The organism is Saccharothrix stipae (assembly GCF_054781895.1).
In genome coordinates, this window is sequence record NZ_BAAGTN010000017.1 from 183,942 (window position 1) to 205,391 (window position 21,450).

The following is a 21,450-nucleotide window of genomic DNA, read 5'->3' on the forward strand; positions in this document are numbered from 1 at the left end:
CCGGTCTCAGCCGCGGTGCGGGCATATTGTCCCTGCCGTGGCAGATCAGGACGTTTCCGAGCTGTTCGACCCCACCCGCTGGAAGCAGGTCGAGGGGTTCGACTTCACCGACATCACCTACCACCGCGCGGTCGACCAGGGCACGGTGCGCATCGCGTTCCACCGGCCCGAGGTGCGCAACGCGTTCCGGCCCCACACCGTCGACGAGCTGTACCGCGCGCTGGACCACGCCCGGATGAGCTCGGACGTCGGGTGCGTGCTGCTCACCGGCAACGGCCCGTCGCCGCGCGACGGCGGCTGGGCGTTCTGCTCGGGCGGCGACCAGCGCATCCGCGGCCGCAGCGGCTACCAGTACGCGTCGGGCGAGACCGCCGAGACCATCGACCCGGCCAGGGCGGGCAGGCTGCACATCCTGGAGTGCCAGCGCCTGATCCGGTTCATGCCCAAGGTCGTCATCGCGGTCGTCCCCGGCTGGGCGGCGGGTGGCGGGCACAGCCTGCACGTGGTGTGCGACCTCACGCTGGCCAGCGCCGAGCACGCCAGGTTCAAGCAGACCGACGCCGACGTCGGCAGCTTCGACGGCGGCTACGGCTCGGCGTACCTGGCCAGGCAGGTCGGCCAGAAGTTCGCCCGCGAGATCTTCTTCCTCGGCCGCGCCTACACCGCCGAGGACATGCACCGGATGGGCGCGGTGAACGCGGTCGTGCCGCACGCCGAGCTGGAGTCGACGGCGCTGGAGTGGGCCAAGGAGATCAACGGCAAGTCGCCGACGGCACAGCGGATGCTGAAGTACTCGTTCAACCTGATCGACGACGGCCTGGTCGGGCAGCAGATCTTCGCGGGCGAGGCCACGCGCCTGGCGTACATGACCGACGAGGCGGTGGAGGGCCGGGACGCCTTCCTGGAGAAGCGCCCGCCGGACTGGTCCGACTACCCCTACCACTACTGACCAGCGATGATCACCTTCGATCGGCTCCGCGCCGCGCTGGGTGCCCGAGGCGAACTGCTGGTGGCCCAGCCCGGCGACCCGGCACCGTTGCGCGGCTGGGAGACCGACGCCGTGCTCGCGGTCGGCACCTCGGGCTCCACGGGCGAGCCGAAGACCGTGCTGCTCGGCGCGGACGCGCTCACCACGTCCGCCGAGCTGACCCACGCCCGCCTCGGCGGTCCCGGCACGTGGCTGCTCGCCCTGCCGACCACGCACATCGCGGGCATCCAGGTGCTCGTCCGGTCGGTCGTGGCGGGCACCGAGCCGGGCGTGATGGACCTCGGCACCGGTTTCCGCGCCTCCGGCTTCGCCGCCGCGGCCCGCCCGGTGCTGGCCGGTCCCGGCCGCCACTACACCGCCCTCGTGCCGACCCAGTTGGCCCGCCTGGTCGCCGCGGACGGCCCGGGACTGGCCGCGGTGCGGCAGTTCGACGCCGTGCTGATCGGCGGCGCGGCCACCCCGCCCGCCCTGCTCGAACGGTCCCGTGAGCTGGGCGTCCGGGTGGTCACCACCTACGGCATGAGCGAGACCTCCGGCGGCTGCGTCTACGACGGGATGCCGCTGGACGGCGTGCGGGTGCGGCTGACCGACGGCCGGATCGAGGTCGGCGGCCCCGTGCTGGCGCTCGGCTACCAGGGCGGCGAGCGGTTCGGCGAGTGGTTCCGCACCGGTGACCTGGGGCGCATCCGCGCCGACGGCACGCTGGAGGTGCTCGGCCGGGCCGACGACGTGATCATCAGCGGCGGGGAGAACGTCGTGCCCGCCAGGGTCGAACGCGCGCTGGTGGCACAGCCGGGCGTGCGCGAGGCGTGCGTCGTGGGGCTGGCCGACCCCGAGTGGGGTCAAGTGGTGGCCGCGGCCGTGGTGCCGGAAGATCCGGGTGACCCGCCCGACGCGGACGAGCTGTGCGCGGCGGTCGGCGAGGTGGTGGGGCGGTTCGCCATGCCGAAGCGGGTCGTTTTCGTGCCCGAACTGCCGTTGCGCGGGCCCGGCAAGGTCGACAGGAGAGCGGTCGCTAGCTCGTTTGGGTGAGTTTCTGTCTAGTTAGCCATGTTGTTGGTTGACAGCTAACCACACCAGGCGATTGGCTCGGCAGCGCCGAGACGCGCGGCCCTGCCGCGGTCACCTCCGCACCGCGCGCCCGGACGAGGAGTGCTGCGATGAACAGGCGCTACCTGGTACCGCTCGTCCTTGCCACCGTGCTGACCGGGGGGTTGGCCGCACCGGCCGCCGCCGCGGGTGAGGCGCGGTGGCAAGCGGACCTGTCCACCGTGAACGCCGACGACAACGGCGTGGCCACGCACGACGGGACGGTGCGGCTCGACCGCGCCGCACCGACGCCCGCCAGCGCGCGGGCCGCCATCCGCACCGGGTTCCTGCAACTCGACCCGCGCACGTTCGACACCACCGTCAACGCCGTCGCCGCGACCGTGCGCAGCAGCGTCCCGGCCGGCGCGGAAGTCGCGGTGGACGTGCGCGGCGCGCTCGGCGACGAGCAGTGGACCGAGTGGGTCGAGGCGCGCCCCGACGCGCCGGCCGTGCTGCCGACGGCGGTCACCACCGTGCAGGTCCGGCTGGCGCTCACGGCCGAGAAGGCGTCGCCCGAGGTGAGCCGGGTCGACCTCCGCGCGTTCACCGCGCCCGCGGCCTCCGGTGTCGTCGCGGAGGCCGCGGGCCTGTCCTACCGGGTCTACGCGACCCGGGAGGGCCTGGTCGGCGGCACGACCGCGAACGGGCACGTGATCGTCAGCCGGGACCACTTCGTCGCCCTGCCGTCGCGGCGCGGCCTGTCCGCCAAGGCCACAGGCACTTACAGCGTCCGGGTGTGCGCGGCCAACGGCCGCTGCGAGTGGGCGCCGGTCTGGGACGTCGGCCCGTGGAACACCAAGGACGACTACTGGAACCCGGCCGCGACCCGGGAGATGTGGAAGGACCTGCCACAGGGCAAGCCCGAGGCCCAGGCCGCCTACCAGGACGGTTACAACGGCGGCAAGGACCAGTTCGGCCGGACCGTGGCCAACCCGGCGGGCATCGACCTGGCCGACGGCACGTTCTGGGACGGTCTGAAGCTGACCGACAACGCCTGGGTCACCGTCACCTACCAGTGGACCGGTTCCGGCCCGGCCGGGTTCGTCCGGACCGCGGGCGACCCGCTCAACGTGCGCGGCGGCGCGACGTCCACGGCCGCGCAGGTCGGCCTGGCCGCGAACTACGCGCAGGTGCGGGTCGAGTGCCAGGTCACCGGCCAGTCGGTGACGGGCTCGCAGGGCACGTCGAACATCTGGTTCCGGATCGCGGCGGGCAAGTTCATCGCCCGCGCGTACGTGTCCGGCGTGTCGGGCGCCACTGCCTGCTGATCACGCGGCCACCCGGGAGTGGGTCCCCGTTCACCATGTCGGAGGATGTCCGGCATGGCCACAGTCGCCCAGTGGGTATCGGGGACCCGCCCCCGCACGCTGCCGAACTCGATCGCGCCGGTGCTGGTCGGCGCGGGTGCCGCGCACCACATCGACGGCTTCACCCTGGTGTGGGCGGTGCTCGCCCTCGTGGTGTCGGTGGCGTTGCAGGTGGGCGTGAACTACGCCAACGACTACTCCGACGGCATCCGGGGCACCGACGCCAACCGGGTCGGCCCGTTCCGCCTGGTCGGCTCGGGTGCGGCCGACCCGAGGGCGGTGCGCACGGCGGCGTTCGCGGCGTTGGGCGTGGCCGCGCTGGCGGGCTCGGCGCTGGTGGTGCTGTCCGGGCGGTACTGGATGGTCGCGTTCGGCGCGGTGTGCATCGCGGCGGCGTGGTACTACACCGGCGGCCGCAAGCCGTACGGGTACTCGGGCCTGGGCGAGCTGGCCGTGTTCGTGTTCTTCGGGCCGGCGGCGGTGCTGGGCACGCTGTACGTGCTGACCGGGGAGGTCACCGGCATCGGCATCGGCGGTGCGGTCGCGATGGGCTCGTTCTCGACCGGCGTGATGATCGCGAACAGCCTGCGCGACATCCCGACGGACGTCCAGGCGGGCAAGCGGACGCTGGCGTCCACCCTGGGCGACCGCGACTCCCGCCGGTTGTACCTGGCGCTCGTCTCGATCCCGTTCGTGATCACGGTGGCGATCGGCCTGCGCGTGCCGCTGGCCCTGATCGGCTTCCTGGCCCTGCCGCTGGTCGTGCTCGGCGCCCGCCGGGTCCTGAACGGCAGCAAGGGCCGCGACCTGATCCCCGTGCTGCGGGACACGGGCCTGGCGATGCTGGTGTGGGGCATCACCGTCCCGCTCGCCCTGGTGCTCGGCTGATCACGTCCCGCAGTGACGCCGGTGGAGGCGGGCGACGAGGTCGAGGGCGAGCCGGCCGGGGCTCGGGCCTACCAGGCGTCCTCGGTGAACGTCACCGGTTCGTCGTCGTCGCGCGGCTCGGGTTTCGGGGGGTCGACGCGGGGCTCCTCGCCGCGGCACAGGGCGGCCAGGGCCTCGCGGTCGGCCTCCAGGGCCGCCTTCACGCCCCCGTCCTGCGCGGCCTCGCCCATGAGCACCTGCCGCCAGCTCAGGTAACCGCCCGCGATCCTGCGCTGCAACGCCCGCAGTTCCGGCGACGCGGCGTTCGACTTCGCGTACTGCATCACCCGCCGCAGGTCGTCGGCGGAAGGTTCGCGCTGCGGGTACCGCAGCTTCGCCGCCTCGCGCATCGCCTTGTCGGCATCGGCGACCGTCCGGGCCAGCACGTCCTCGGCCGTGAGCACTTCCGCCGTCCGCCACGCGCCCACCGCAAACCCCTTCCGACGCCGATCCCGCTGCGACGCACGGGACGCGCCGCGCGTTCCCATGAAAACAGGATTCACCCGGCCCACGCACCGGTGGCGCGGAACCGCGTCAACGTGGCCAGGTGCGGCTCCAGGTCCATCCCCTGCGCGGCCACCCACCCGTCGTCGTAGTACGTGTGCGCGTACCGCTCGCCGCCGTCGCACAGCAACGTCACGACGCTGCCGCGCTGCCGCGACGCCCGCATCTCCGCGATCAGCTGGAACGCGCCCCACAGGTTCGTGCCGGTCGACCCGCCCACGCGCCGCCCCAGGACGTCCTCGACGTGCCGGATCGTGGCCAGCGACGCCGCGTCCGGCACCTTGATCATCCGGTCGATGACGTCCCCGATGAACGACGGCTCCACCCGCGGCCTGCCGATGCCCTCGATCCGCGAGCCGCGCGTCCCGGTCAGCGACGCGTCCCGGTCCCGCCAGGCGTCGAAGAACACCGAGTGCTCCGGGTCCACCACGGCCAACCGGGTGCGCAGCCTGCGGTAGTGGATGAACCGGCCGATGGTGGCGCTCGTGCCACCGGTGCCCGCGCCGACCACGACCCACTCCGGCTCCGGCTCGGCCTCCAGCGCCATCTGCTGGAACACCGACTCGGCGATGTTGTTGTTGCCACGCCAGTCCGTGGCCCGCTCGGCGTGCGTGAACTGGTCCATGAAGTGGCCGTCCAGCTCGGCCGCGAGCCGCCGGGACTCGTCGTAGATCGCGCCCGGCTCGTCCACGAAGTGGCACTGCCCGCCTTGGCGCTCGATCAGCGCCACCTTCTCCTGGCTGGTCGAGCGGGGCATCACGGCGATGAACGGCAGCCCGAGCAACCGCGCGAAGTACGCCTCGGACACCGCCGTCGACCCGGACGACGCCTCGATCACGGGCGTGCCGCCGACGACCCAGCCGTTGCAGATCGCGTACAGGAACAGCGAACGCGCCAGCCGGTGCTTGAGCGAGCCGGTGGGGTGGGTCGACTCGTCCTTCAGGTACAGGTCGATGCCCCACTCCGGGGGGAGCGGGAAGGTCAGCAGGTGCGTGTCGGCGCTGCGGTTGGCGTCCGCTTCGATGATGCGGACGGCCTCGCACACCCACTCCCTGGTCCGGGAGCTACATCGGTCTACCGAAGTGGTCACGCCGGCACGATAACTTCTGCGACGTGAACTCACTTATGAGCGGCTCACTGCGCGCCAGCCTCCTCGCCGGTGCCGTCGGCGACGCGCTGGGCGGTTCGATCGAGTTCGACCGGATCGACCGCATCCGCGGCCGCTTCGGCCCCTCGGGTCTCACCGACTACGCGCCCGCCTACGGCAGGCTCGGCGCGATCACCGACGACACCCAGATGACCCTGTTCACGCTGGAGGGCCTGGTGCTGGCCCGCGAACGCGGCAGCGACCCGGTGCACGAGGTGCGCGTGGCGTACGCGCGGTGGCTCCGCACGCAGGGCGGGCCGGAGGTCAGGCCGGACGGGTGGCTGCTGGACGTGCCCGAGCTGCACGACCGCCGCGCACCCGGCAACACGTGCCTGACCGCGCTGCGCTCGGGCGTGCTGGGCACGGTGGACACCCCGATCAACGACTCCAAGGGCTGCGGCGCGGTGATGCGCGCGGCGCCGGTGGCGTTGTGGTCCGACGACGTGCACGAGGTGTTCGACCTGGCCGCCGCCACCGGCGCGCTGACCCACGGCCACCCCAGCGGCTACCTGTCGGCGGGCGTGCTGGCGGTGCTGGTGCAGCAGGTCCTGGCGGGCGTGCCGCTGCTGGTCGCGATCGAGGTGGCGCGGGCCGAGCTGGTCGGGTGGGACGGCCACGAGGAGCAGCTGGCCCTGCTGGACCTCGCGGTGGAGCTGGGCGTGGGCGGTGTGCGGCCGACGCCCGAGCTGATCGAGACCGCGTTGGGCGGCGGCTGGGTCGGCGAGGAGGCCTTGGCGATCGCGGTGCTGACCGCGTTGACCGCGCGCGACCTGGCGGACGGGTTGCTGCTCGCGGTCAACCACTCCGGCGACAGCGACTCGACGGGAGCGCTGTGCGGGAACCTCCTCGGCGCGCGTGACGGCGTCGAGGCGATCCCCGGCCACTGGCTGGAGTCGCTGGAGCTGCGGGACGTGGTGGAGAGCCTGGCCGATCGGGCGCAGGCCGCGTTCGGCCGGTGACGCGGTCCCCGAGCGGCGCGCCGTGGAACCCCGGGCGGCACGCACTGGACACCCTTAATCTACATAGGTAGCCTTGCCGCGTGGAGCCACTCGGACGCATCGGACGGGCCACGGTCGACGTGCTGGAAGTGCTGCTCGCGAGCGACCGGCCGCGCTGGGGCCTGGAGATCATCAAGCTGACCGGACGCCCGTCCGGCAGCGTCTACCCGCTGCTCGACCGCCTGGAACGGGCCGGGTGGGCCACGTCGTCCTGGGACGACGACAGCGAACGCCGCGGCCCGCGCCGCCGCATGTACGCGCTCACGCCGGGAGGCGCCCAGGAGGCGGTCAAGGTGTGCGCGAGGGCCGCCGGCCGAGCCGGCGACCGGACGAAGGCCAGGCCCGTGCCCGTCACCCGACCGGAGGTCGCCCGATGACCCGACTCGCCCTGACCCTGGTCCGAGCGGCCGCCGTGCTGCTCCCCCGCGGGCAACGGGACCGTTACCTGGAGCAGTGGCGCGCCGACGTGGAAGGCGCGCGGGAACTGGGTCTGAGCCCGCTGGGCGTGGCGTTCGGCGCCATCCGCATCGCGCGGCGCGAACACCGGCCGGTGGTGCTGCCGATCGGCCCGTTGGCGCTGGCCCTGCGGCTGCGCGAGAGCACGAACATCGGCGCGGTGCTGGCCGTGATGGTGCTGGCCAACCTCGGCGGGGCGATCCTGCTGGTCGTCTAGGGCCGGCGGGGTCAGGTGGCGTCGCCGCGCAGCTGGGCGCGCAGCTTCTCGCGCTCGGCGCGGCGCGCGGCCTGCTTCTCCTCCAGGCCCTGCGCGACGCGCGTGCGCAGGCCGCTGAACACGAACAACGACAGCGGCAGCGCCACCACCACGCCCACCGCGAGGGCGACCAGCAGCGGCACGTTGACCAGCACGAGCAGCGCGGTGACCGCGGCGACCATGCCCAGGCGCGCGCCGATGTAGAGCGTCACATCACGACTCAGGTGCACGGTCGACCAGGTTACGCTGCCCGCCGCGTCAGTCCGCCGCGGAGCCGGCCGCCGCGGTGTTCGGGCGGCCCTCGAAGCGGGTGGACAGCACGACCGTGGTGCGCGTGCGCGCGACGCCCTGGATGCGCCGCAACCGGCCGAGCGAGCGCTCCAGGTCGTCCACGGTGGCGACCCGCACCTTCACGATGAACGACTCGTCGCCCGCCACCCGGTAGCACGACTCGACCTCGACCAGCTCGGCCAGCGAGAGGGCCAGCTCGTCGTCGTCCGCCGTGTCGGTCGGGTGGATGCTGACCAGCGCGGTCACCCCGAGGCCGACGGCGCTCGGGTCGACCACGGCGTGGTAGCCGACGATGACGCCGGTGGCTTCCAGCTTGCCGACCCGCTCGTGCACCGCGGAGGCCGACAGGCCCACCTTGCGGCCCAGGTCGGCGTAGGTGGCCCGGCCGTTCTCCCGCAGGGCGGCGATGATCTGGCGATCAAGAGCGTCCACCGGTCACAGCGTAGGCCCACCAGCCTCGATGTCCGAACCGCACGCTTCGTCCCTTACTACCTCTTTACCATCACCCAAGCGTTCGAGTACCCGATGGGTGGGGTGCCACGATGCGTCCGGAACGTCTGTTCGCCATCGGGGAGGATGCCGTGACCGTGACGCAGGGACACCAGGGGGAACGCCTGCTGACGCCGGGTGAGGTCGCGAACCTGTTCCGGGTCGACCCGAAGACGGTCACCCGCTGGGCCACCGCCGGCCGGATCGGCTCGATCCGCACGCCGGGTGGTCACCGCAGGTTCCGCGAGTCCGAGGTGCAGCAGCTGTTGTCCCAGCTGACCACGGAGGCGACCGAGCCGGTCCGGCACTGACGACGGGCACCTCCCGGACGCGAGTAATCTCGTGGCAAAGGAGGTGGCGACCATGCTCTACCTGCTCGCGGTGATCGGTGCACTCACCATCGCCGTGCTGCTGTGGCGTGCGTTCGGACCGGACCGGGTCGATACCGCCCCCAGCCGTCGTTTCGTGGCGCCGGACGACGACCCGGACTTCCTGCGCAAGCTCGGTGAGCAGCCCAGGAAGAAGCCGGACGACGAAGAGTGACACCGCGGCGGGGCCTCGCACCGAGGCCCCCTCGTCAGCGCGTCGACCCGGGCGCGTGCCGGTACGGCTAGTTGTTCGGGAAGTCGTCGGCCACCGTGGCGGCGAGTTCCAGCAGGGCCAACCGGGTGTCCGGGCCGAGCTTGTCCAGCTCGATCTCCGCGCCCTCTTCCAGGTGCGTGTCGAACGGGATCCGCACCACCGCGCGGCAGCGCCTGGCGAAGTGCTCGGCCAGCTTGTCCAGGTCGACCTTGCCCGAGCCCGGCCGCACCGAGTTGATCACCGCGACGGACTTCGCGACCAGGTCGCGGTAGCCGTGGGCGTCCAGCCAGTCCAGCGTCGCCGCCGAGGTCTGCGCGCCGTCCACCGAGCCGGACGAGACCAGCACCAGCGAGTCGGCCTGGTCGAGCACGCCCTTCATGGCCGAGTGCATCAAACCGGTGCCGCAGTCGGTGAGCACGATGTTGTAGAACAGCTCCAACAACGCCATCGTGCGCAGGTAGTCCTGGTCGCTGAACGCCTCCGACACCGCCGGGTCCTGCTCGGACGCCAGCACTTCGAGGCGGCTCGGCGACTGCGAGGTGTAGGCGCGCACGTCGCTGTACCGGGTGATCTTCGAGGCGTCGCGCAGCAGGTGCCGCACGGTCGCCGTGGTCTCCCTGGGCACCTTCAGCGCCAGCGTGCCGCGGTCGGGGTTGGCGTCCACCGCGATGACCCGGTCGCCGCGCAGCGAGGAGAACGTCGAGCCGAGCGTGGTCGTCGTCGTGGTCTTGCCGACGCCGCCCTTGAGGCTCAGCATCGCGATCTTGTAGCAACCGCGCAGCGGCTGGTTGATCCGACCGATCAGCTCACGCCTGCGGATGTCGGCCGGGCTCTCGCCGAGGTTGACCAGACCGCCGGTGACCGAGTGCACGGTCTTGCGCCAGCCGGACTGCGGGCGGCGCTTCGCGCGCTTGATCAGCTGCTGCGAGGACACGTCGCTGGCGTTGGCGGCCCGCGGGGGCTGCGGCTGGGGCTGGGGTTGCGGCTGGACGCTCTGCGGGAAGTTGTTGGGGAACCCGCCCTGGTACTGGTGCGGTCCCGACTGGCCGGGCGCCGGGTACGGGCCGGACTGGCCGCCCGAGACCTGGTACTGCCCCGATTGGCCACCGGACACCTGGTACTGCCCCGATTGGCCGCCCGAGACCTGGTACTGACCGGACTGGCCGCCGGAAACCTGGTACGGGCCCGACTGCTGGCCCTGGACCTGGTAGGGCCCCGACTGCTGGCCATGCACCGGGTAGGGACCGGACTGCTGGCCGGACACCGGGTACGGACCCGACTGCGCCGGGAAACCGCCCGACGGCGGACCGGTCACCGGGCCAGACGCCGACGGGTCGAGGTAGACGGTCTGGGGGTCGACGTAGTGGGCTCCGGACCCCGGCTCGACCTGGTGGCCACCGGACTGGTTCGGGTTGGGCTGCTGCCCTTCCGCGCCGCCCTGCTGCGGCCACGACGGCTCAGGATTCTCGTAGCGACCGGTCACCGCGGGGTCCTCCCTGAGCGAAGCGGATCGAGACCTCCCCGACCCCACGCGTCCGACGGTAGTCGGCGACCAGTGGTTCCACGACACTGGGTGTGCGCCTCACCCGAGCGCCCCGGAACGGGTCGGCGAACACCGCGTTACCCCGTGGTCTACGGGATCAGCCGACTCCGGCGTACGAGTGCAACCCAGTCGTTACGAGGTTGATGAAGAACAGGTTGAACACGGTCATCGCGAAGCCGACCGAGTTGATCCACGCGGCGGGCCTGCCGCGCCAACCCGCCGTCGCACGCGCGTGCAGGTACGCCGCGTAGACGACCCACGAGACGAACGCGACGGTCTCCTTGGGGTCCCAGCCCCAGAACCGGCCCCACGCCGCCTCGGCCCAGATCGCGCCGCAGATGATGCCGATGGTGAACAGCGGGAACGCGAACACCGTGCTGCGGTAGGCGAGCCGGTCCAGCACGTCGGCCTCGGGCAGCTTGCGGAACCGGGCGCGGCCCGAGGACTTCAGCAGGTACAGCACGCTGGCCACACCGGGCACCAGCAGCATGCCGCTGGACACCGAGATCACCGACACGTGCACCACGAGCCAGTACGACTGCAACGCGGGCTGCACGGGAGCGGCGTCGGCGTAGAGCACGGTGCCGCCGAGGAACATCAGGATCACGATCGGCACGAGCACGAACCCGCCGAGCCTGCGCACCGGGAACGTCCTGGACAGCACCAGCCACGTCACCACGGCGGCGAGCGTCAGCAACGAGCCGTACTCGTACATGTTGCCCCACGGCGCGCGCTCGGTCGCGAACCCGCGCAGCACCAGCGAAGCCGCTTGCAGCACCACGCCGAGGACGGTGAGCGCCACGCCCATCCGGCCGAGGCGCTCGACGCGCGACCGTTCCGGCCGGGTGACCCGGCCCGGCGCCCACGTGCCGTCGGCCTGCGTGCCGCCGGCCGCGACCGCGCCGGCCAGTTCGCGCTCCCTGGCCTTCGCGGGCCGCGCGAACGCCGCCTCGCACAGGTACAGCGCGGCGGCGAAGAAGTAGATCGCCACGGCCGCGCCGTAGGTCCAGTCGCTGTAGGTCGCCAGGGTCGCGTTGACCGGCATCAGCTGTCCTCCTTGTCGGCGAGCGGGTCGCGGGGGATGTCCGGACCGGGGACCACACCCGCATCACGGGCAGGTACCGGATCACGGGCCACGCCCAGATCATGGGCGAGCACCGAGAACTCCTCGCCGTAGCCCGCTTGATCGGTGCGCGCGAGACCGCCGACCTCGACCACGGTACGCCCGTCCTCCCGCGGCGCCGCCCGCACCCAGACGCGACGGCGCTTGATGCTCAGCGAGACGGCCAGACCCAGGATGACCAGCACCGAGAACACCAGCACCCACACCTGCGTCGGGTCGTGCGACACCTGCAACGACACCCAGTCGCGGACGCCGTCGAAGCGGATCACGGTGCCGTCGTCGAGGGTCAGCTGCTCGCCCTGCCGGAGGTTCTGCCGGGCGACCTTGTTCAGCTTCCCGTCCCGCACCATCTTCTGGTCGATGGAGAAGATGGACTGGCCGCGACCGGAGTCGGTGCCGAGGTCGCCGCGGTAGACGTCGATCGCCACCGCCGGGTCGTCGGCGGCGGGGAACGCCGAGTCGAGCAGCTCGCCCTGGAAGGCGGCGGTCGGCGCGAGCAGGCCGGTGATGGCGAGCTGGCTCTTGCGGCGCTGCTCGGCGTCGGGCACGTTCGGCGGGTCGAACTTCGTCGCGCCCTCGGACGCCAGCGTGACCTGGTTCACCGGCCGCCACTGGGTGGTGCCGGTGCGGGTCTCGCCGTTGGGGAAGGTGACCGTGAACAGCGGCGTGTAGCCGTGGCCGAGCAGGTAGAGGCGGTCGCCGGCGGTGCGCAGCGGGCTGTTGACCTCCAGCGGGTACGGCCGCCAGGTGCCGGTCGCCAGGTCCGCGCCGGACTGGTACTGGATGGCCGCGTGGAAGCTCTCGGCCTGGCCGTTGTGCAGGTACGTGGCCTCGAAGTCGTCCACCCGCACGCAGAACTGGTTGAGCCGCGTGCCGTCCACCCGCAGGCCGGGGCGGAACGTGTCGTAGTTGTAGACGCCCGAGTTGCAGAACTGGCCGCCGCCCGACTGCACGATGACCTGGCCCTCGTAGCCGAACATCTTGCCCAGCGCGAACGCGATCAGCAGGCCGAGCAGGGAGAAGTGGAACACCAGGTTGCCGGTCTCGCGCAGGAAACCGCGTTCGGCGCTGATCGTGCGGACGCCGTCGGGCTCCTCGCGGGACACCGTGCGCCAGCCCTTGAGCCGGCGTTCCGCGTGCTCGATGACGGCCTGCGGGGTCTCGGTCGTGTCGGTCGACGCGTGGTGCGGCATCCGGGCCAGGTTGCGCGGTGTCAGCACCGGCTTGGCCCGCATCTGCTTGAAGTACTCCCACGTGCGCGGCAGCAGGCAGCCGACCAGCGACACGAACAGCAGCACGTAGATCGCGGAGAACCAGTAGCCGGCGTAGACGTCGAAGAACTGCAACTCGTCGAGGAACCGACCCCACCAGCCGTGGTCGGCGATGTACTCGTCGACCTTCAGGGAGTTCAGCGAGCGTTGCGGCAGCAGCGCGCCCGGCATCGCGCCGAGGGCGAGCAGGAACAGCAGGGTCAACGCGGTGCGCATGGCGGTCAGGCCGCGCCACGTGTTGCGCAGGAAGGCGAGGAGGGCGCGCACTACAACGGCAGTTCTAGGTCGTTGATGACGGCGTCGCGCAGCCAGCCGACGAAGTCGCCCCACAGGCCCGTGACCAGGGCGACGCCGACGGCGATCAGCAGCACGCCGCCGAAGACCTGCACCTGGCGGACGTGCGAGCGCAGCCAGCCGGTCGTGCGGACCGCCCAGCGCGCGCCGACCGCGATGAGGATGAACGGCAGGCCGAGGCCGAGGCAGTAGGCCAGGACGAGGACCGCGCCGCGCACGGAGACCGGACCGACCTCGGTGCTGCGGGCCAGCGCCATCACGCCGGTGAGCGTCGGGCCGAGGCACGGCGTCCAGCCGAGCGCGAACACGCCGCCCAGCAGCGGTGCGCCGACCAGGCCGGCCCGGGGCGTGCGGTGCAGGCGGACGTCGCGCTGGAGGGCGGGGACGAGGCCGATGAACACCAGGCCCATGGCGATCGTGACGACGCCGCCGATGCGCTGGAGCAGGTCGCCCTGGATCACGAACAGGTCGGTCAGACCGAGCACCACGAACGACATCAGCGCGAACACGATCGTGAAGCCGAGCACGAACAGCAGCGCGGCGCCCGCGACCCGCCAGCGGCCGGTCTTCCTCGCCTCGTCGCCCTGGATCGCCGGTGCTTCGGCGCCGACCAGGCCCGCGAGGTAGGCGAGGTAGCCGGGGACCAGCGGCACGACGCACGGCGACGCGAACGAGATCACACCGGCCAGCACCGCCACCGCGGTCGCGAGCAGGATCGGGCCGGAGGTGGCCAGATCGGTCGGGTTCACGGGTTCAGCGTAAGTAGTTGCCCTTGACGGCTTGCACCGGCGTCCCTTATGGGCGACCCACGTCACAGGGCGGGAAGTGCCCGGTTTGGTCCGAGCGGGGTGATCGCTTGCCTCTTTTACCCGTCTCAGTGAGTGTTTAAACGCGACCATCAACCCTTGTGGGTTAGCGAGCAACTCCATAGCGTGACTGCATGTACGCACACCGGCTCGCCTTGCCCGTGCTGGCCGTCGTCTTCGCCGTCGTCGCCGCTCCCCTGCCCGGCGGCGCCGCGGAGTCCGCCGCGCCGGACGGGCCCGGCGTGGAGTGGGTCGAGGTCTTCTCCCCCGACGGCACGATCTCGCGGACCGCCGTGCCGGTCGCCGTCGAGACGCGGGCGGCAGCGGCGGAGGTCGCCGCCGCCGTGGTGCCGATCCAGGAGACCGGCCCGTCCGACCAGCGGTTCGACCTGGTCTTCGTCGGCGACGGCTACACCTCCGCCGAGCTCGGCGTCTTCCACGACCACGTGGTGGGCAAGTGGACCGAGCTGGCCGCGGTGGAGCCGTTCAAGTCGTACCGCCAGTACTTCAACGTGTGGCAGGTCGACGTGGTGTCCGCCGAGTCGGGCGTGGACCACGACCCCACCCTCGGCACGGACCGCGACACCGCCCTCGACATGGGCTTCTGGTGCCAGGGCCGCGACACCCAGACCGAACGCCTGCTGTGCGTGAACCAGACCAAGGCCGCCCAGTTCGCCGCGCTCGCGCCGCAGGCCGACCAGGTCATCGCGCTCGGCAACACGGCCAAGTACGGCGGTGCGGGTGGTGGCGTGGCGACCGCCGCGGGCGCGAACGACCAGGCCGGGCAGATCGCCGTGCACGAGCTGGGTCACTCGATCGGCAAGCTGGCCGACGAGTACGACTACCCCTACGACCGGTACAGCGGCGAGGAGCCGGCCGAGGTCAACGTGACCGCGACCGCCACCGGCGCGAAGTGGTCGGCCTACCTGGGGCAGGCGTCACCGGACGGTGGCGTGGTCGGCGCGTTCGAGGGGGCGCGGTACCACCGGCTCGGCCTGTACCGGCCCACCGAGAACTCGATCATGCGCACGCTCGGTCGCGAGTTCAACCTCATCGGTCGGGACGCGATGATCGCCGCGTTCAAGGCGAAGGTGCCCGAGCTGCGGTGATGCCCGAGCTGCGGTGAGGTCGGGGGTCCGTCAGGATTCCGCGGCCAGGTCCTCGACCAGCGGCACGAGGTCCGTGGCGATCACCGCGCCGAGGAACGCCGCCGCCACCCGGTGCTGCTTGTCCAGCACGAACGTGGACGGCACCGCGTTGGGCGGCACCCCGCGGAACGCCAGCATCGCCCGCCCGGACTCGTCGTAGATCGACGGGTAGGACAGGGCGCGGTTGGTCATGAAGTCGCGGGGCGACTCGGTCGAGGTCTCCTTCACGTTCACCCCGAGCACCTGCACGCCCAGCGGCCCGGTCTCGTCCTGCACCTTCTGCAGCTCCGGCGCCTCGGTCCGGCACGGCCCGCACCACGCGCCCCAGATGTTGACGATCACGACCTTGCCCGCGTAGTCGTCCAGCGAAACGGTCTTGCCGTCCTCCATCAGGCTCGGCCCGGCCAGCCCCGTGACGCTCTTGCGCTCGTCGCCGTCGTAGCGCAGCCTCGTCTCGCCGTTGGGCGCGACGAGCTGGAACTCCGAACCGGCCACCACCGCGTCGTCGCCGGACGTGCAGCCCGTGAGCAGCAGGAACGCGGTGGTGAGCCCGGCCAGTGCGGATCGTGCCCTCATGCCCCGGTCACCCTCGGGTTCGTCGCGCCGACCGGCTCGGTGTAGACCACCCGCACCAACTGCTCCCCCTCGAACACCAGGCTGGTCAACGACGCCAGCGAGCACTCGCGGCGGCGCGGGTCGTGCCACATCCGCTTGCCCTCCAGGAACCGCCGCAGCGTCCAGATCGGCAGCTGGTGCGACACGCACACCGCCTCGTGGCCCTCGGCCGCCGACCGGGCCCGCTGCACCGCGCCGAGCATCCGGTGCGCGATACCCAGGTACGGCTCGCCCCACGACGGCCGGAACGGGTTGACCAGCTTCGGCCAGTGCTTCGGCGAGCGCAGCGCGCCGTCGCCGACGGCCACCTTCAGGCCCTCGAACCGGTTGTCCGCCTCGATCAGCCGCTCGTCGGTGTCCAGTTCCAGCCGGTGCGAGTCGGCGATCGGCGACGCGGTCTGCTGCGCCCGGTCCAGCGGCGACGCCACGACGTGCACGATGTCGTGGTCGGCCAGGTGCTCGGCCACGGTCAGCGCCTGCTGCTGGCCGCGTTCGGACAGCTTGAACCCCGGCAGGCGGCCGTAGAGGATGCCCGTCGGGTTGTGCACCTCGCCGTGCCGGAGCATGTGGACGACGGTCCGGCTCACTTGGTCGCCTCCGCGGCGGCACGCGCGGCGTGCGGCAGGGCGGCGGCGATGACCTCGAAGTCGTCGTCGGTCATGGCCGCGTTGACGAACCACGCCTCGAACGCGCTCGGTGGCGCGTACACGCCCCGGTCGAGCAGGGCGTGGAAGAACGGTGGGAACCGCCACGTCTCGGCGGCCTGCGCACCCGCGTAGTCGGTGACCTCGGCGTCGGTGAAGAACACGCTGACCAGGTTGCCGGCGAACTGCACGCGGTGCGCGACGCCGGCCTCGGTGAGCGCGGTGGTGAACAGCGCGCCCAGGCGCGTGGCGTTGGCGTCCAGCATCCGGTAGACGTCGTCGGTGGCGGCACGCAGCGTGGCCAGGCCCGCGGCCACCGCGACCGGGTTACCGGACAGCGTGCCCGCCTGGTAGACCGGGCCGGACGGGGCGAGCCTCGACATCACGTCGGACCGGCCGCCGAACGCCGCCGCGGGCAGGCCGCCGGACATGACCTTGCCGAACGTGTAGAGGTCGCCCTCGACGTTCTCCAGGCCGTACCAGCCGGCCCGGGACACCCGGAAGCCGGTCATGACCTCGTCCATGACCAGCAGCGCGCCGTTGTCCCGGCAGAGCTGCTTCAGCTCGGCGTTGTGCTTGGGCGCGATCGCGCCCATGTTGCCCGCCGCCGCCTCGGTGATCACGCACGCGATCTCGTCGGGGTTCGCGGCGAACGCCTGCCGGACGGCCTCGACGTCGTTGTAGGGCAGCACCAGGGTGTCGGCCGCTTGCGCGCCGGTGACGCCCGGCGAGGTGGGCAGGCCCAGCGTGGCCACCCCGGAGCCCGCCTGCGCGAGCAGCGCGTCCACGTGGCCGTGGTAGCAGCCCGCGAACTTGACGACCTTGCGGCGCCCGGTGAAGCCGCGGGCCAGCCGGATCGCGCTCATGGTGGCCTCGGTGCCCGAGTTGACCAGGCGGACCTGGTGCACCGGGGCGACCCGGTCGATGATCTCCTCGGCCAGCTCGATCTCGCCCTCGGTGGGCGTGCCGAACGACAGGCCGTGCACGGCCGCCTCGCGGACCGCGTGGACCACGTCGGGGTGGGCGTGCCCCAGGATCATCGGACCCCACGACGACACCAGGTCGACGTACCGGTTGCCGTCGGCGTCCCACAGGTGCGGACCCTCGCCGCGGACCATGAACCTCGGCGTGCCGCCGACCGAGTGGAAAGCCCGGACGGGGGAGTTCACGCCACCGGGGATCACCGCCGCCGCGCGCTCGAACAGTGCCTGGGATCGCGTCGCTGTCACGTGGTCCAGTCTCACACGCCGGGTTCTTCGACCTGCTTCCGACCACGGGTGCGCACGGCGAGCAGGGTCTGGCGCACCGCGTCGAGCAGCAGCACGCCCGCGATGGTGACGAGGCCGACGGACGTGCCGATCCAGTTGCCCTTGAACCGGGTGGATTCCAGCGGCGGCTGGTCGGGCACGGCGTAGCTGTAGTGCACGACACCCCGGTTCCAGCACCACACGGCGGCCCACACGAGCAGCGCGATGAGCACCACCTCGCCGGCCGCGACGAACGCCCGCTTCGGCTGGTGCAGCGCGGGCGCGTCGGGTCCGGGTTCCGGCGCGGAGGTGGTCGGCGCGGTGGCGCTCGCGGGGCCGGTGCCCGGGTCCTGGCCCGGGTCTGGGTCGGTCGTGGCCGCAGTCACGCCGGTCAGCTTCTCACGCCCGCGTCGCACCGTGCCCGCCACCACGCGTGGTCAACAATTTCGCGATCCCGGTCCGCAGCGCGTCGGCGTCGCGCGCCCAGCCCATCACCACGGTGCCGTCGGCGAGGCGGATGGGTACCGCCTCGGTGCCCCGGGGCAGGGTCCAGCCGCCACCCAGGACCCTGGCGCCGGACCTCGGCTCGACGCCCTCGACGGCCTCGACGTCGCGGATCGGCAGCTCCTCGCGGCCCTGGTGCAGGGCGACGGGCGTGAGGCGGACCTCGTAGATGCGACGGCGGCCGTTCACCCAGAGCGCGGTGGGCAGGAACAGCAGCAGCGCGACGAAGAGCCACAGCAACGGGCGCGTCGCGCCGGTCAACGCCTCGACGCCCAGCCCGAGCGCGGCGAACACCGGGCCCCACAGCAGCGGCCACCAGGTCGCGCCGGGTTCGGTGTACAAGGTCGGTTGGTCCACGGTCTCGGTCTCGTTCGGGTGCGGGGTGAGGGGGTTTCTCAGCGGGAGAAGTACTGGCGGGTGCCGGGGAGGAAGCTCGCGACCGCGGCGGCCGCGGGCAGCACCAGCCGCAGCACGATCACCACCCACGAGAGCGCCTCGGTGTCGCCGTCCCGGGAGGCGATGATCGCGGCGGCCAGGGCGAGGATGCCGATCACCAGCGAACCGCCGCAGAGGCCCAGCCGCGCGTGGTAGCTGCCGTTCAACAGCATCACCGCGCCCCACACACCGGCGACGGCGAGGCACACACCGGTGAACAACGCCATCACCGGGCCGAACCCGGCGATCGCCCCGCCCTCGGCGAGGGTGCGCACGACCGAGCCCACCGGCCACGAGAGCGACGCCAACACCCACAGGACGAACGACGCGACGACGGCGCCCGGCCGGTAGACCGCGGCGGTGTGCTGGTCGACGTTGCGCATCCCACCGGGGAACGGCACGTGCGGCTGAGGCCCCGCCTGCGGGTAGTCGACCGGGCGCATCGACTGGCCGTAGGGGTCGAACGGCCCGTTCGGCGGCTGGGTCATCTCATCACCGACCTCGTGTAGGCGTTGGACGCCGGCAGGTACATCGCCACGAGGCCCTGCGCGCAGACCCCGAGGAACACGCACGACCACGCCACGCCCAACCCCCAGTGCACGTAGGGCATGGAACCGGAGACGAACACCAGCAGCATGACGACCCCGAAGGCGGCGCTCGGCATGGCCAGCACGGTGAGCACGGTGCGCGCCCACCCGCGACCGGACCGCAGCTTCGCCGCGGCGATCAGGTACGGCACGGACAGCACCGCGAACGCGAGCCCGAACAACGCGGGCGTGAGCCGCGCGCCCAGCTCCGCCGCCGTCTTGGCCGCGGGGTCGTTCGCGTCCGGCGAGTCGCGCAGGATCTCGGCGGTCAGCCCGTCGACCCCGGTGTAGACCAGGCCGGGCAGCACGATCACCACCAGCACGGCGCCGGCGATCCAGCACCAGGACGCGACGGTCGTGGTGACCGGGCGGCGCGGTCCGACGTCGCGCGGGTCGACCGGCGGCATCGGGACGGGCGGGTGGTAGCCGGGCGGGAGGGGCGCGGGAGGGTGTTGGTGGGCGGGGTGGGGCGCGTTCGCCTGCCCCGGTAGGTCTACCCGGTGGTAGGGCGAGGCGAACGGATCCGGTTCGGACATGGGTTCTCCGCAGGGGTCAGTGCTGCTTCACCCACTGTGCCGTACCGGGGAGCCAGGTGAACGCCAAACCGACACCGATCAGCAGCAACGTCACCAAGTTCACCGCGCTGGCCCCGGGCAGCACGATCCACAGCACGTGCAGCACGGCCACCGCGGTGAGCACACCACGTGCCCACCGCCTGCCGCCGCGCAGCAACCACCCGAACACGCCGTAGCCGATCGCGAGGCCCACCGCGACGACGGTCAGCTGCGCGAGCAGTCGGCTGACCTCCGCCGGGTCGTCACCGGCACGGGTGGCGGCCTGCTCCAGCTCGGCCCGTCGCAGCCAGAGCACCAGGTTCTCCAACAGCAGGAACGCGCCGAGGGCGAACCAGACCGCCACCGCACCGCGCACCACCGGGGGCGGCTGCCCGGTCATCCGGCGCGCTTCACCGAGTCGAAGTAGGCCTTCGAGGCGGGCAGGTACATCGTCACCACGGCGGCGACCACGACGAGCACGATCACCAGGCCCACCAGGGAGAAGCCGAACAGGTGGTAGAGGAGCACCGCCACGCCGAGCACCGTCAACGTGATCCGCGCCCAGTTGCGGCCCGCGCGGGCCTTGAACGCGAACAGCACGATCAGGGCGGCCATCACCACGCCGATGATCACCAGGACGACCAGCACCGCGGTCACCGCGGATTCGAGCTGCTCGGGCGTGACGCCGGGGGTCGGCGGCTGGCGGCGGGCCTCTTCCAGGGCCGCGTCGCGCTGGGTCAGCACCAGCAGGGACGACACGACGAGCAGGATCGCGCCGGCGATCCACAAGAAGAAGGAGAGGCGGACTTCCTTGGGCTCGGCCACGGCCGGCGCGTGCCCGCCGTGACCCGACAGCTCCGACTCGCTCAGCGGCGGCGGGGCTGGGGTGTAGGGCTGCTGCTGGTACGGCTGCTGGTACGGCTGCGGCGGCTGCTGCTCGTACGGCTGCTGCGCAGGCCGGTTCTCAGGGTCCTGTGGGGTGGTCACGCCCGGGAACGCTAGGGCGACCAGGGGTTGCTGTCCACCGCGACAGGCGGTGGACAGCAACCGGTGACCTGGAGGTCGGCTGGAGGTCAGCTGGCCTTGAAGTAGTGGTTCGAGTCGGACTTGAACATGAAGATGATGGCGCCGACGATCGTCACCAGCGACACCAGCACGAACAGCGCCGAGATCACGCCGAGGAAGCCCAGCGAGAACAGCAGGCCGATGGCGAACAGGCTGAGCAGGTTGCCGATGACCGACAGGCCGCCCAGCACGGTCAGCAGGATGCGGGCCCAGTTGGCGCCCTTGCGCATCTGCATCACGACCAGGATCCACACGACCTGGAGGACCAGGCCGAAGATCGTCGCGCCGTAGCTCGGCTGGGCGGCCGCACCGGACACGCCCAGTGCCGCCGCGGTCTCGCGCGCGATGTCCTCGGCGAGGATGAAGCTGATGAGGCTGCCCAGGATGCCGACGCCGGCCGCGATCAGCCACAGCATGTACGCGGTGTCCACGGACTTCGGGCGGACGGGGGCGCGCAGCTCGCTCTCGTTCAGCGGCGGTGCCGGCGGCGGGTAGCCGGGCTGCTGCGGGTAACCACCCTGGGGGTTCCCGCCCTGGTTGTTAGGATCGTTCGGAATGGTCATGCGACGGACCGTAGGAG

Annotated in this window: 28 protein-coding genes; 10 read left to right on the forward strand and 18 right to left on the reverse strand. The window is 72.0% G+C overall.

What is annotated here, in order from left to right; translation table 11 throughout:
• Positions 1-37: 37 nt before the first annotated feature.
• From ACYVLT_RS28785 to ACYVLT_RS28800, 4 genes are all read left to right on the forward strand, one after another.
• Positions 38-949 carry a 1,4-dihydroxy-2-naphthoyl-CoA synthase gene (locus ACYVLT_RS28785; protein ID WP_461123310.1) on the forward strand — a complete coding sequence of 304 codons (912 nt, stop codon included), beginning with the start codon at positions 38-40 and terminating at the stop codon, positions 947-949.
• Between the two features lie 6 nt (positions 950-955).
• Entirely contained in the window at positions 956-2,020 is a 1,065-nt protein-coding gene (menE, locus tag ACYVLT_RS28790) for an o-succinylbenzoate--CoA ligase (RefSeq protein WP_461123311.1), read from the forward strand.
• Positions 2,021-2,148: 128 nt separating this feature from the next.
• Positions 2,149-3,345, forward strand: a complete 1,197-nt coding sequence (locus tag ACYVLT_RS28795; protein ID WP_461123312.1) for a hypothetical protein — start codon at positions 2,149-2,151, stop codon at positions 3,343-3,345.
• A 54-nt stretch (positions 3,346-3,399) separates the two neighbouring features.
• The gene (locus ACYVLT_RS28800; RefSeq protein WP_461123313.1) at positions 3,400-4,272 is read left to right on the forward strand and encodes a 1,4-dihydroxy-2-naphthoate polyprenyltransferase; all 873 of its coding nucleotides are present in this window, start codon (positions 3,400-3,402) and stop codon (positions 4,270-4,272) included.
• Between the two features lie 68 nt (positions 4,273-4,340).
• Here the strand turns inward: ACYVLT_RS28800 and ACYVLT_RS28805 are convergent, their stop codons facing one another.
• Positions 4,341-4,739 (reverse strand): hypothetical protein, encoded by a 399-nt coding sequence (locus tag ACYVLT_RS28805; RefSeq protein ID WP_461123314.1) that lies wholly within the window; start codon positions 4,737-4,739, stop codon positions 4,341-4,343.
• A gap of 71 nt (positions 4,740-4,810) precedes the next feature.
• Positions 4,811-5,860, reverse strand: a complete 1,050-nt coding sequence (gene cds1 / locus ACYVLT_RS28810) for an L-cysteine desulfhydrase Cds1 (RefSeq protein WP_461123315.1) — start codon at positions 5,858-5,860, stop codon at positions 4,811-4,813.
• A 68-nt stretch (positions 5,861-5,928) separates the two neighbouring features.
• On the opposite strand from cds1, the gene ACYVLT_RS28815 reads away from it, so the two are divergent.
• The 3 genes from ACYVLT_RS28815 (at position 5,929) to ACYVLT_RS28825 (ending at position 7,633) form a co-directional block, all read left to right on the forward strand.
• The gene (locus ACYVLT_RS28815) at positions 5,929-6,921 is read left to right on the forward strand and encodes an ADP-ribosylglycohydrolase family protein (RefSeq protein WP_461123316.1); all 993 of its coding nucleotides are present in this window, start codon (positions 5,929-5,931) and stop codon (positions 6,919-6,921) included.
• 80 nt (positions 6,922-7,001) lie between these two features.
• The gene (locus tag ACYVLT_RS28820) at positions 7,002-7,337 is read left to right on the forward strand and encodes a PadR family transcriptional regulator (RefSeq protein ID WP_461123317.1); all 336 of its coding nucleotides are present in this window, start codon (positions 7,002-7,004) and stop codon (positions 7,335-7,337) included.
• On the forward strand, positions 7,334-7,633 hold the full coding sequence (locus ACYVLT_RS28825) for a hypothetical protein (RefSeq protein ID WP_461123318.1): 300 nt from the start codon (positions 7,334-7,336) through the stop codon (positions 7,631-7,633). Before ACYVLT_RS28820 ends, ACYVLT_RS28825 begins: the two co-directional genes overlap by 4 nt.
• Before the next feature lie 11 nt (positions 7,634-7,644).
• Here ACYVLT_RS28825 and ACYVLT_RS28830 read toward each other — a convergent pair whose 3' ends face one another.
• Both ACYVLT_RS28830 and ACYVLT_RS28835 read right to left on the reverse strand, forming a co-directional pair.
• Entirely contained in the window at positions 7,645-7,902 is a 258-nt protein-coding gene (locus ACYVLT_RS28830) for a DUF4229 domain-containing protein (protein WP_461123319.1), read from the reverse strand.
• Between the two features lie 28 nt (positions 7,903-7,930).
• Positions 7,931-8,395 (reverse strand): Lrp/AsnC family transcriptional regulator, encoded by a 465-nt coding sequence (locus ACYVLT_RS28835; RefSeq protein WP_461123320.1) that lies wholly within the window; start codon positions 8,393-8,395, stop codon positions 7,931-7,933.
• 110 nt (positions 8,396-8,505) lie between these two features.
• On the opposite strand from ACYVLT_RS28835, the gene ACYVLT_RS28840 reads away from it, so the two are divergent.
• Together ACYVLT_RS28840 and ACYVLT_RS28845 are read left to right on the forward strand one after the other, a co-directional pair.
• A complete protein-coding gene (locus ACYVLT_RS28840; protein ID WP_360452698.1) occupies positions 8,506-8,763 on the forward strand; it encodes a BldC family transcriptional regulator in 258 nt (85 codons plus the stop codon).
• 52 nt (positions 8,764-8,815) lie between these two features.
• On the forward strand, positions 8,816-8,995 hold the full coding sequence (locus tag ACYVLT_RS28845; protein ID WP_360452696.1) for a hypothetical protein: 180 nt from the start codon (positions 8,816-8,818) through the stop codon (positions 8,993-8,995).
• Positions 8,996-9,062: 67 nt separating this feature from the next.
• On the opposite strand, the gene ACYVLT_RS28850 is transcribed toward ACYVLT_RS28845, so the two are convergent.
• The 4 genes from ACYVLT_RS28850 to ACYVLT_RS28865 all read right to left on the reverse strand — a co-directional run bounded on the left by ACYVLT_RS28850 (position 9,063) and on the right by ACYVLT_RS28865 (position 14,014).
• Positions 9,063-10,517 carry a nucleotide-binding protein gene (locus tag ACYVLT_RS28850; RefSeq protein ID WP_461123321.1) on the reverse strand — a complete coding sequence of 485 codons (1,455 nt, stop codon included), beginning with the start codon at positions 10,515-10,517 and terminating at the stop codon, positions 9,063-9,065.
• A 157-nt stretch (positions 10,518-10,674) separates the two neighbouring features.
• Positions 10,675-11,622: a c-type cytochrome biogenesis protein CcsB gene (ccsB, locus tag ACYVLT_RS28855; protein WP_461123322.1), complete on the reverse strand. Its 948-nt coding sequence runs from the start codon at positions 11,620-11,622 to the stop codon at positions 10,675-10,677.
• A complete protein-coding gene (gene resB, locus ACYVLT_RS28860) occupies positions 11,622-13,187 on the reverse strand; it encodes a cytochrome c biogenesis protein ResB (protein ID WP_461124144.1) in 1,566 nt (521 codons plus the stop codon). Before resB ends, ccsB begins: the two co-directional genes overlap by 1 nt.
• A gap of 50 nt (positions 13,188-13,237) precedes the next feature.
• A complete protein-coding gene (locus ACYVLT_RS28865) occupies positions 13,238-14,014 on the reverse strand; it encodes a cytochrome c biogenesis CcdA family protein (RefSeq protein WP_461123323.1) in 777 nt (258 codons plus the stop codon).
• A gap of 191 nt (positions 14,015-14,205) precedes the next feature.
• Here ACYVLT_RS28865 and ACYVLT_RS28870 point away from each other — a divergent pair, with 191 nt between their 5' ends.
• The gene (locus ACYVLT_RS28870) at positions 14,206-15,180 is read left to right on the forward strand and encodes a M64 family metallopeptidase (protein WP_461123324.1); all 975 of its coding nucleotides are present in this window, start codon (positions 14,206-14,208) and stop codon (positions 15,178-15,180) included.
• Positions 15,181-15,210: 30 nt separating this feature from the next.
• Here ACYVLT_RS28870 and ACYVLT_RS28875 read toward each other — a convergent pair whose 3' ends face one another.
• The 10 genes from ACYVLT_RS28875 to ACYVLT_RS28920 form a co-directional block, all read right to left on the reverse strand.
• Positions 15,211-15,795 (reverse strand): TlpA disulfide reductase family protein, encoded by a 585-nt coding sequence (locus ACYVLT_RS28875; protein WP_461123325.1) that lies wholly within the window; start codon positions 15,793-15,795, stop codon positions 15,211-15,213.
• Entirely contained in the window at positions 15,792-16,400 is a 609-nt protein-coding gene (locus ACYVLT_RS28880) for a histidine phosphatase family protein (protein ID WP_461124145.1), read from the reverse strand. Before ACYVLT_RS28880 ends, ACYVLT_RS28875 begins: the two co-directional genes overlap by 4 nt.
• A 17-nt stretch (positions 16,401-16,417) precedes the next feature.
• Positions 16,418-17,707 (reverse strand): glutamate-1-semialdehyde 2,1-aminomutase, encoded by a 1,290-nt coding sequence (gene hemL / locus ACYVLT_RS28885; RefSeq protein ID WP_461123326.1) that lies wholly within the window; start codon positions 17,705-17,707, stop codon positions 16,418-16,420.
• 11 nt (positions 17,708-17,718) lie between these two features.
• The gene (locus ACYVLT_RS28890; protein WP_461123327.1) at positions 17,719-18,111 is read right to left on the reverse strand and encodes a hypothetical protein; all 393 of its coding nucleotides are present in this window, start codon (positions 18,109-18,111) and stop codon (positions 17,719-17,721) included.
• Positions 18,112-18,124: 13 nt separating this feature from the next.
• Positions 18,125-18,586: a hypothetical protein gene (locus tag ACYVLT_RS28895; RefSeq protein ID WP_461123328.1), complete on the reverse strand. Its 462-nt coding sequence runs from the start codon at positions 18,584-18,586 to the stop codon at positions 18,125-18,127.
• A gap of 38 nt (positions 18,587-18,624) precedes the next feature.
• Positions 18,625-19,152, reverse strand: a complete 528-nt coding sequence (locus ACYVLT_RS28900) for a hypothetical protein (protein WP_461123329.1) — start codon at positions 19,150-19,152, stop codon at positions 18,625-18,627.
• The gene (locus ACYVLT_RS28905) at positions 19,149-19,787 is read right to left on the reverse strand and encodes a hypothetical protein (protein WP_461123330.1); all 639 of its coding nucleotides are present in this window, start codon (positions 19,785-19,787) and stop codon (positions 19,149-19,151) included. The genes ACYVLT_RS28900 and ACYVLT_RS28905 overlap by 4 nt, the downstream gene beginning before the upstream one ends.
• A 16-nt stretch (positions 19,788-19,803) precedes the next feature.
• Positions 19,804-20,205, reverse strand: coding sequence for a hypothetical protein (locus ACYVLT_RS28910; RefSeq protein WP_461123331.1), 402 nt, complete (start codon positions 20,203-20,205; stop codon positions 19,804-19,806).
• Positions 20,202-20,792: a hypothetical protein gene (locus tag ACYVLT_RS28915; RefSeq protein ID WP_461123332.1), complete on the reverse strand. Its 591-nt coding sequence runs from the start codon at positions 20,790-20,792 to the stop codon at positions 20,202-20,204. The genes ACYVLT_RS28910 and ACYVLT_RS28915 overlap by 4 nt, the downstream gene beginning before the upstream one ends.
• An 86-nt stretch (positions 20,793-20,878) precedes the next feature.
• A complete protein-coding gene (locus ACYVLT_RS28920; protein ID WP_461123333.1) occupies positions 20,879-21,433 on the reverse strand; it encodes a hypothetical protein in 555 nt (184 codons plus the stop codon).
• Between the last annotated feature and the right edge of the window lie 17 nt (positions 21,434-21,450).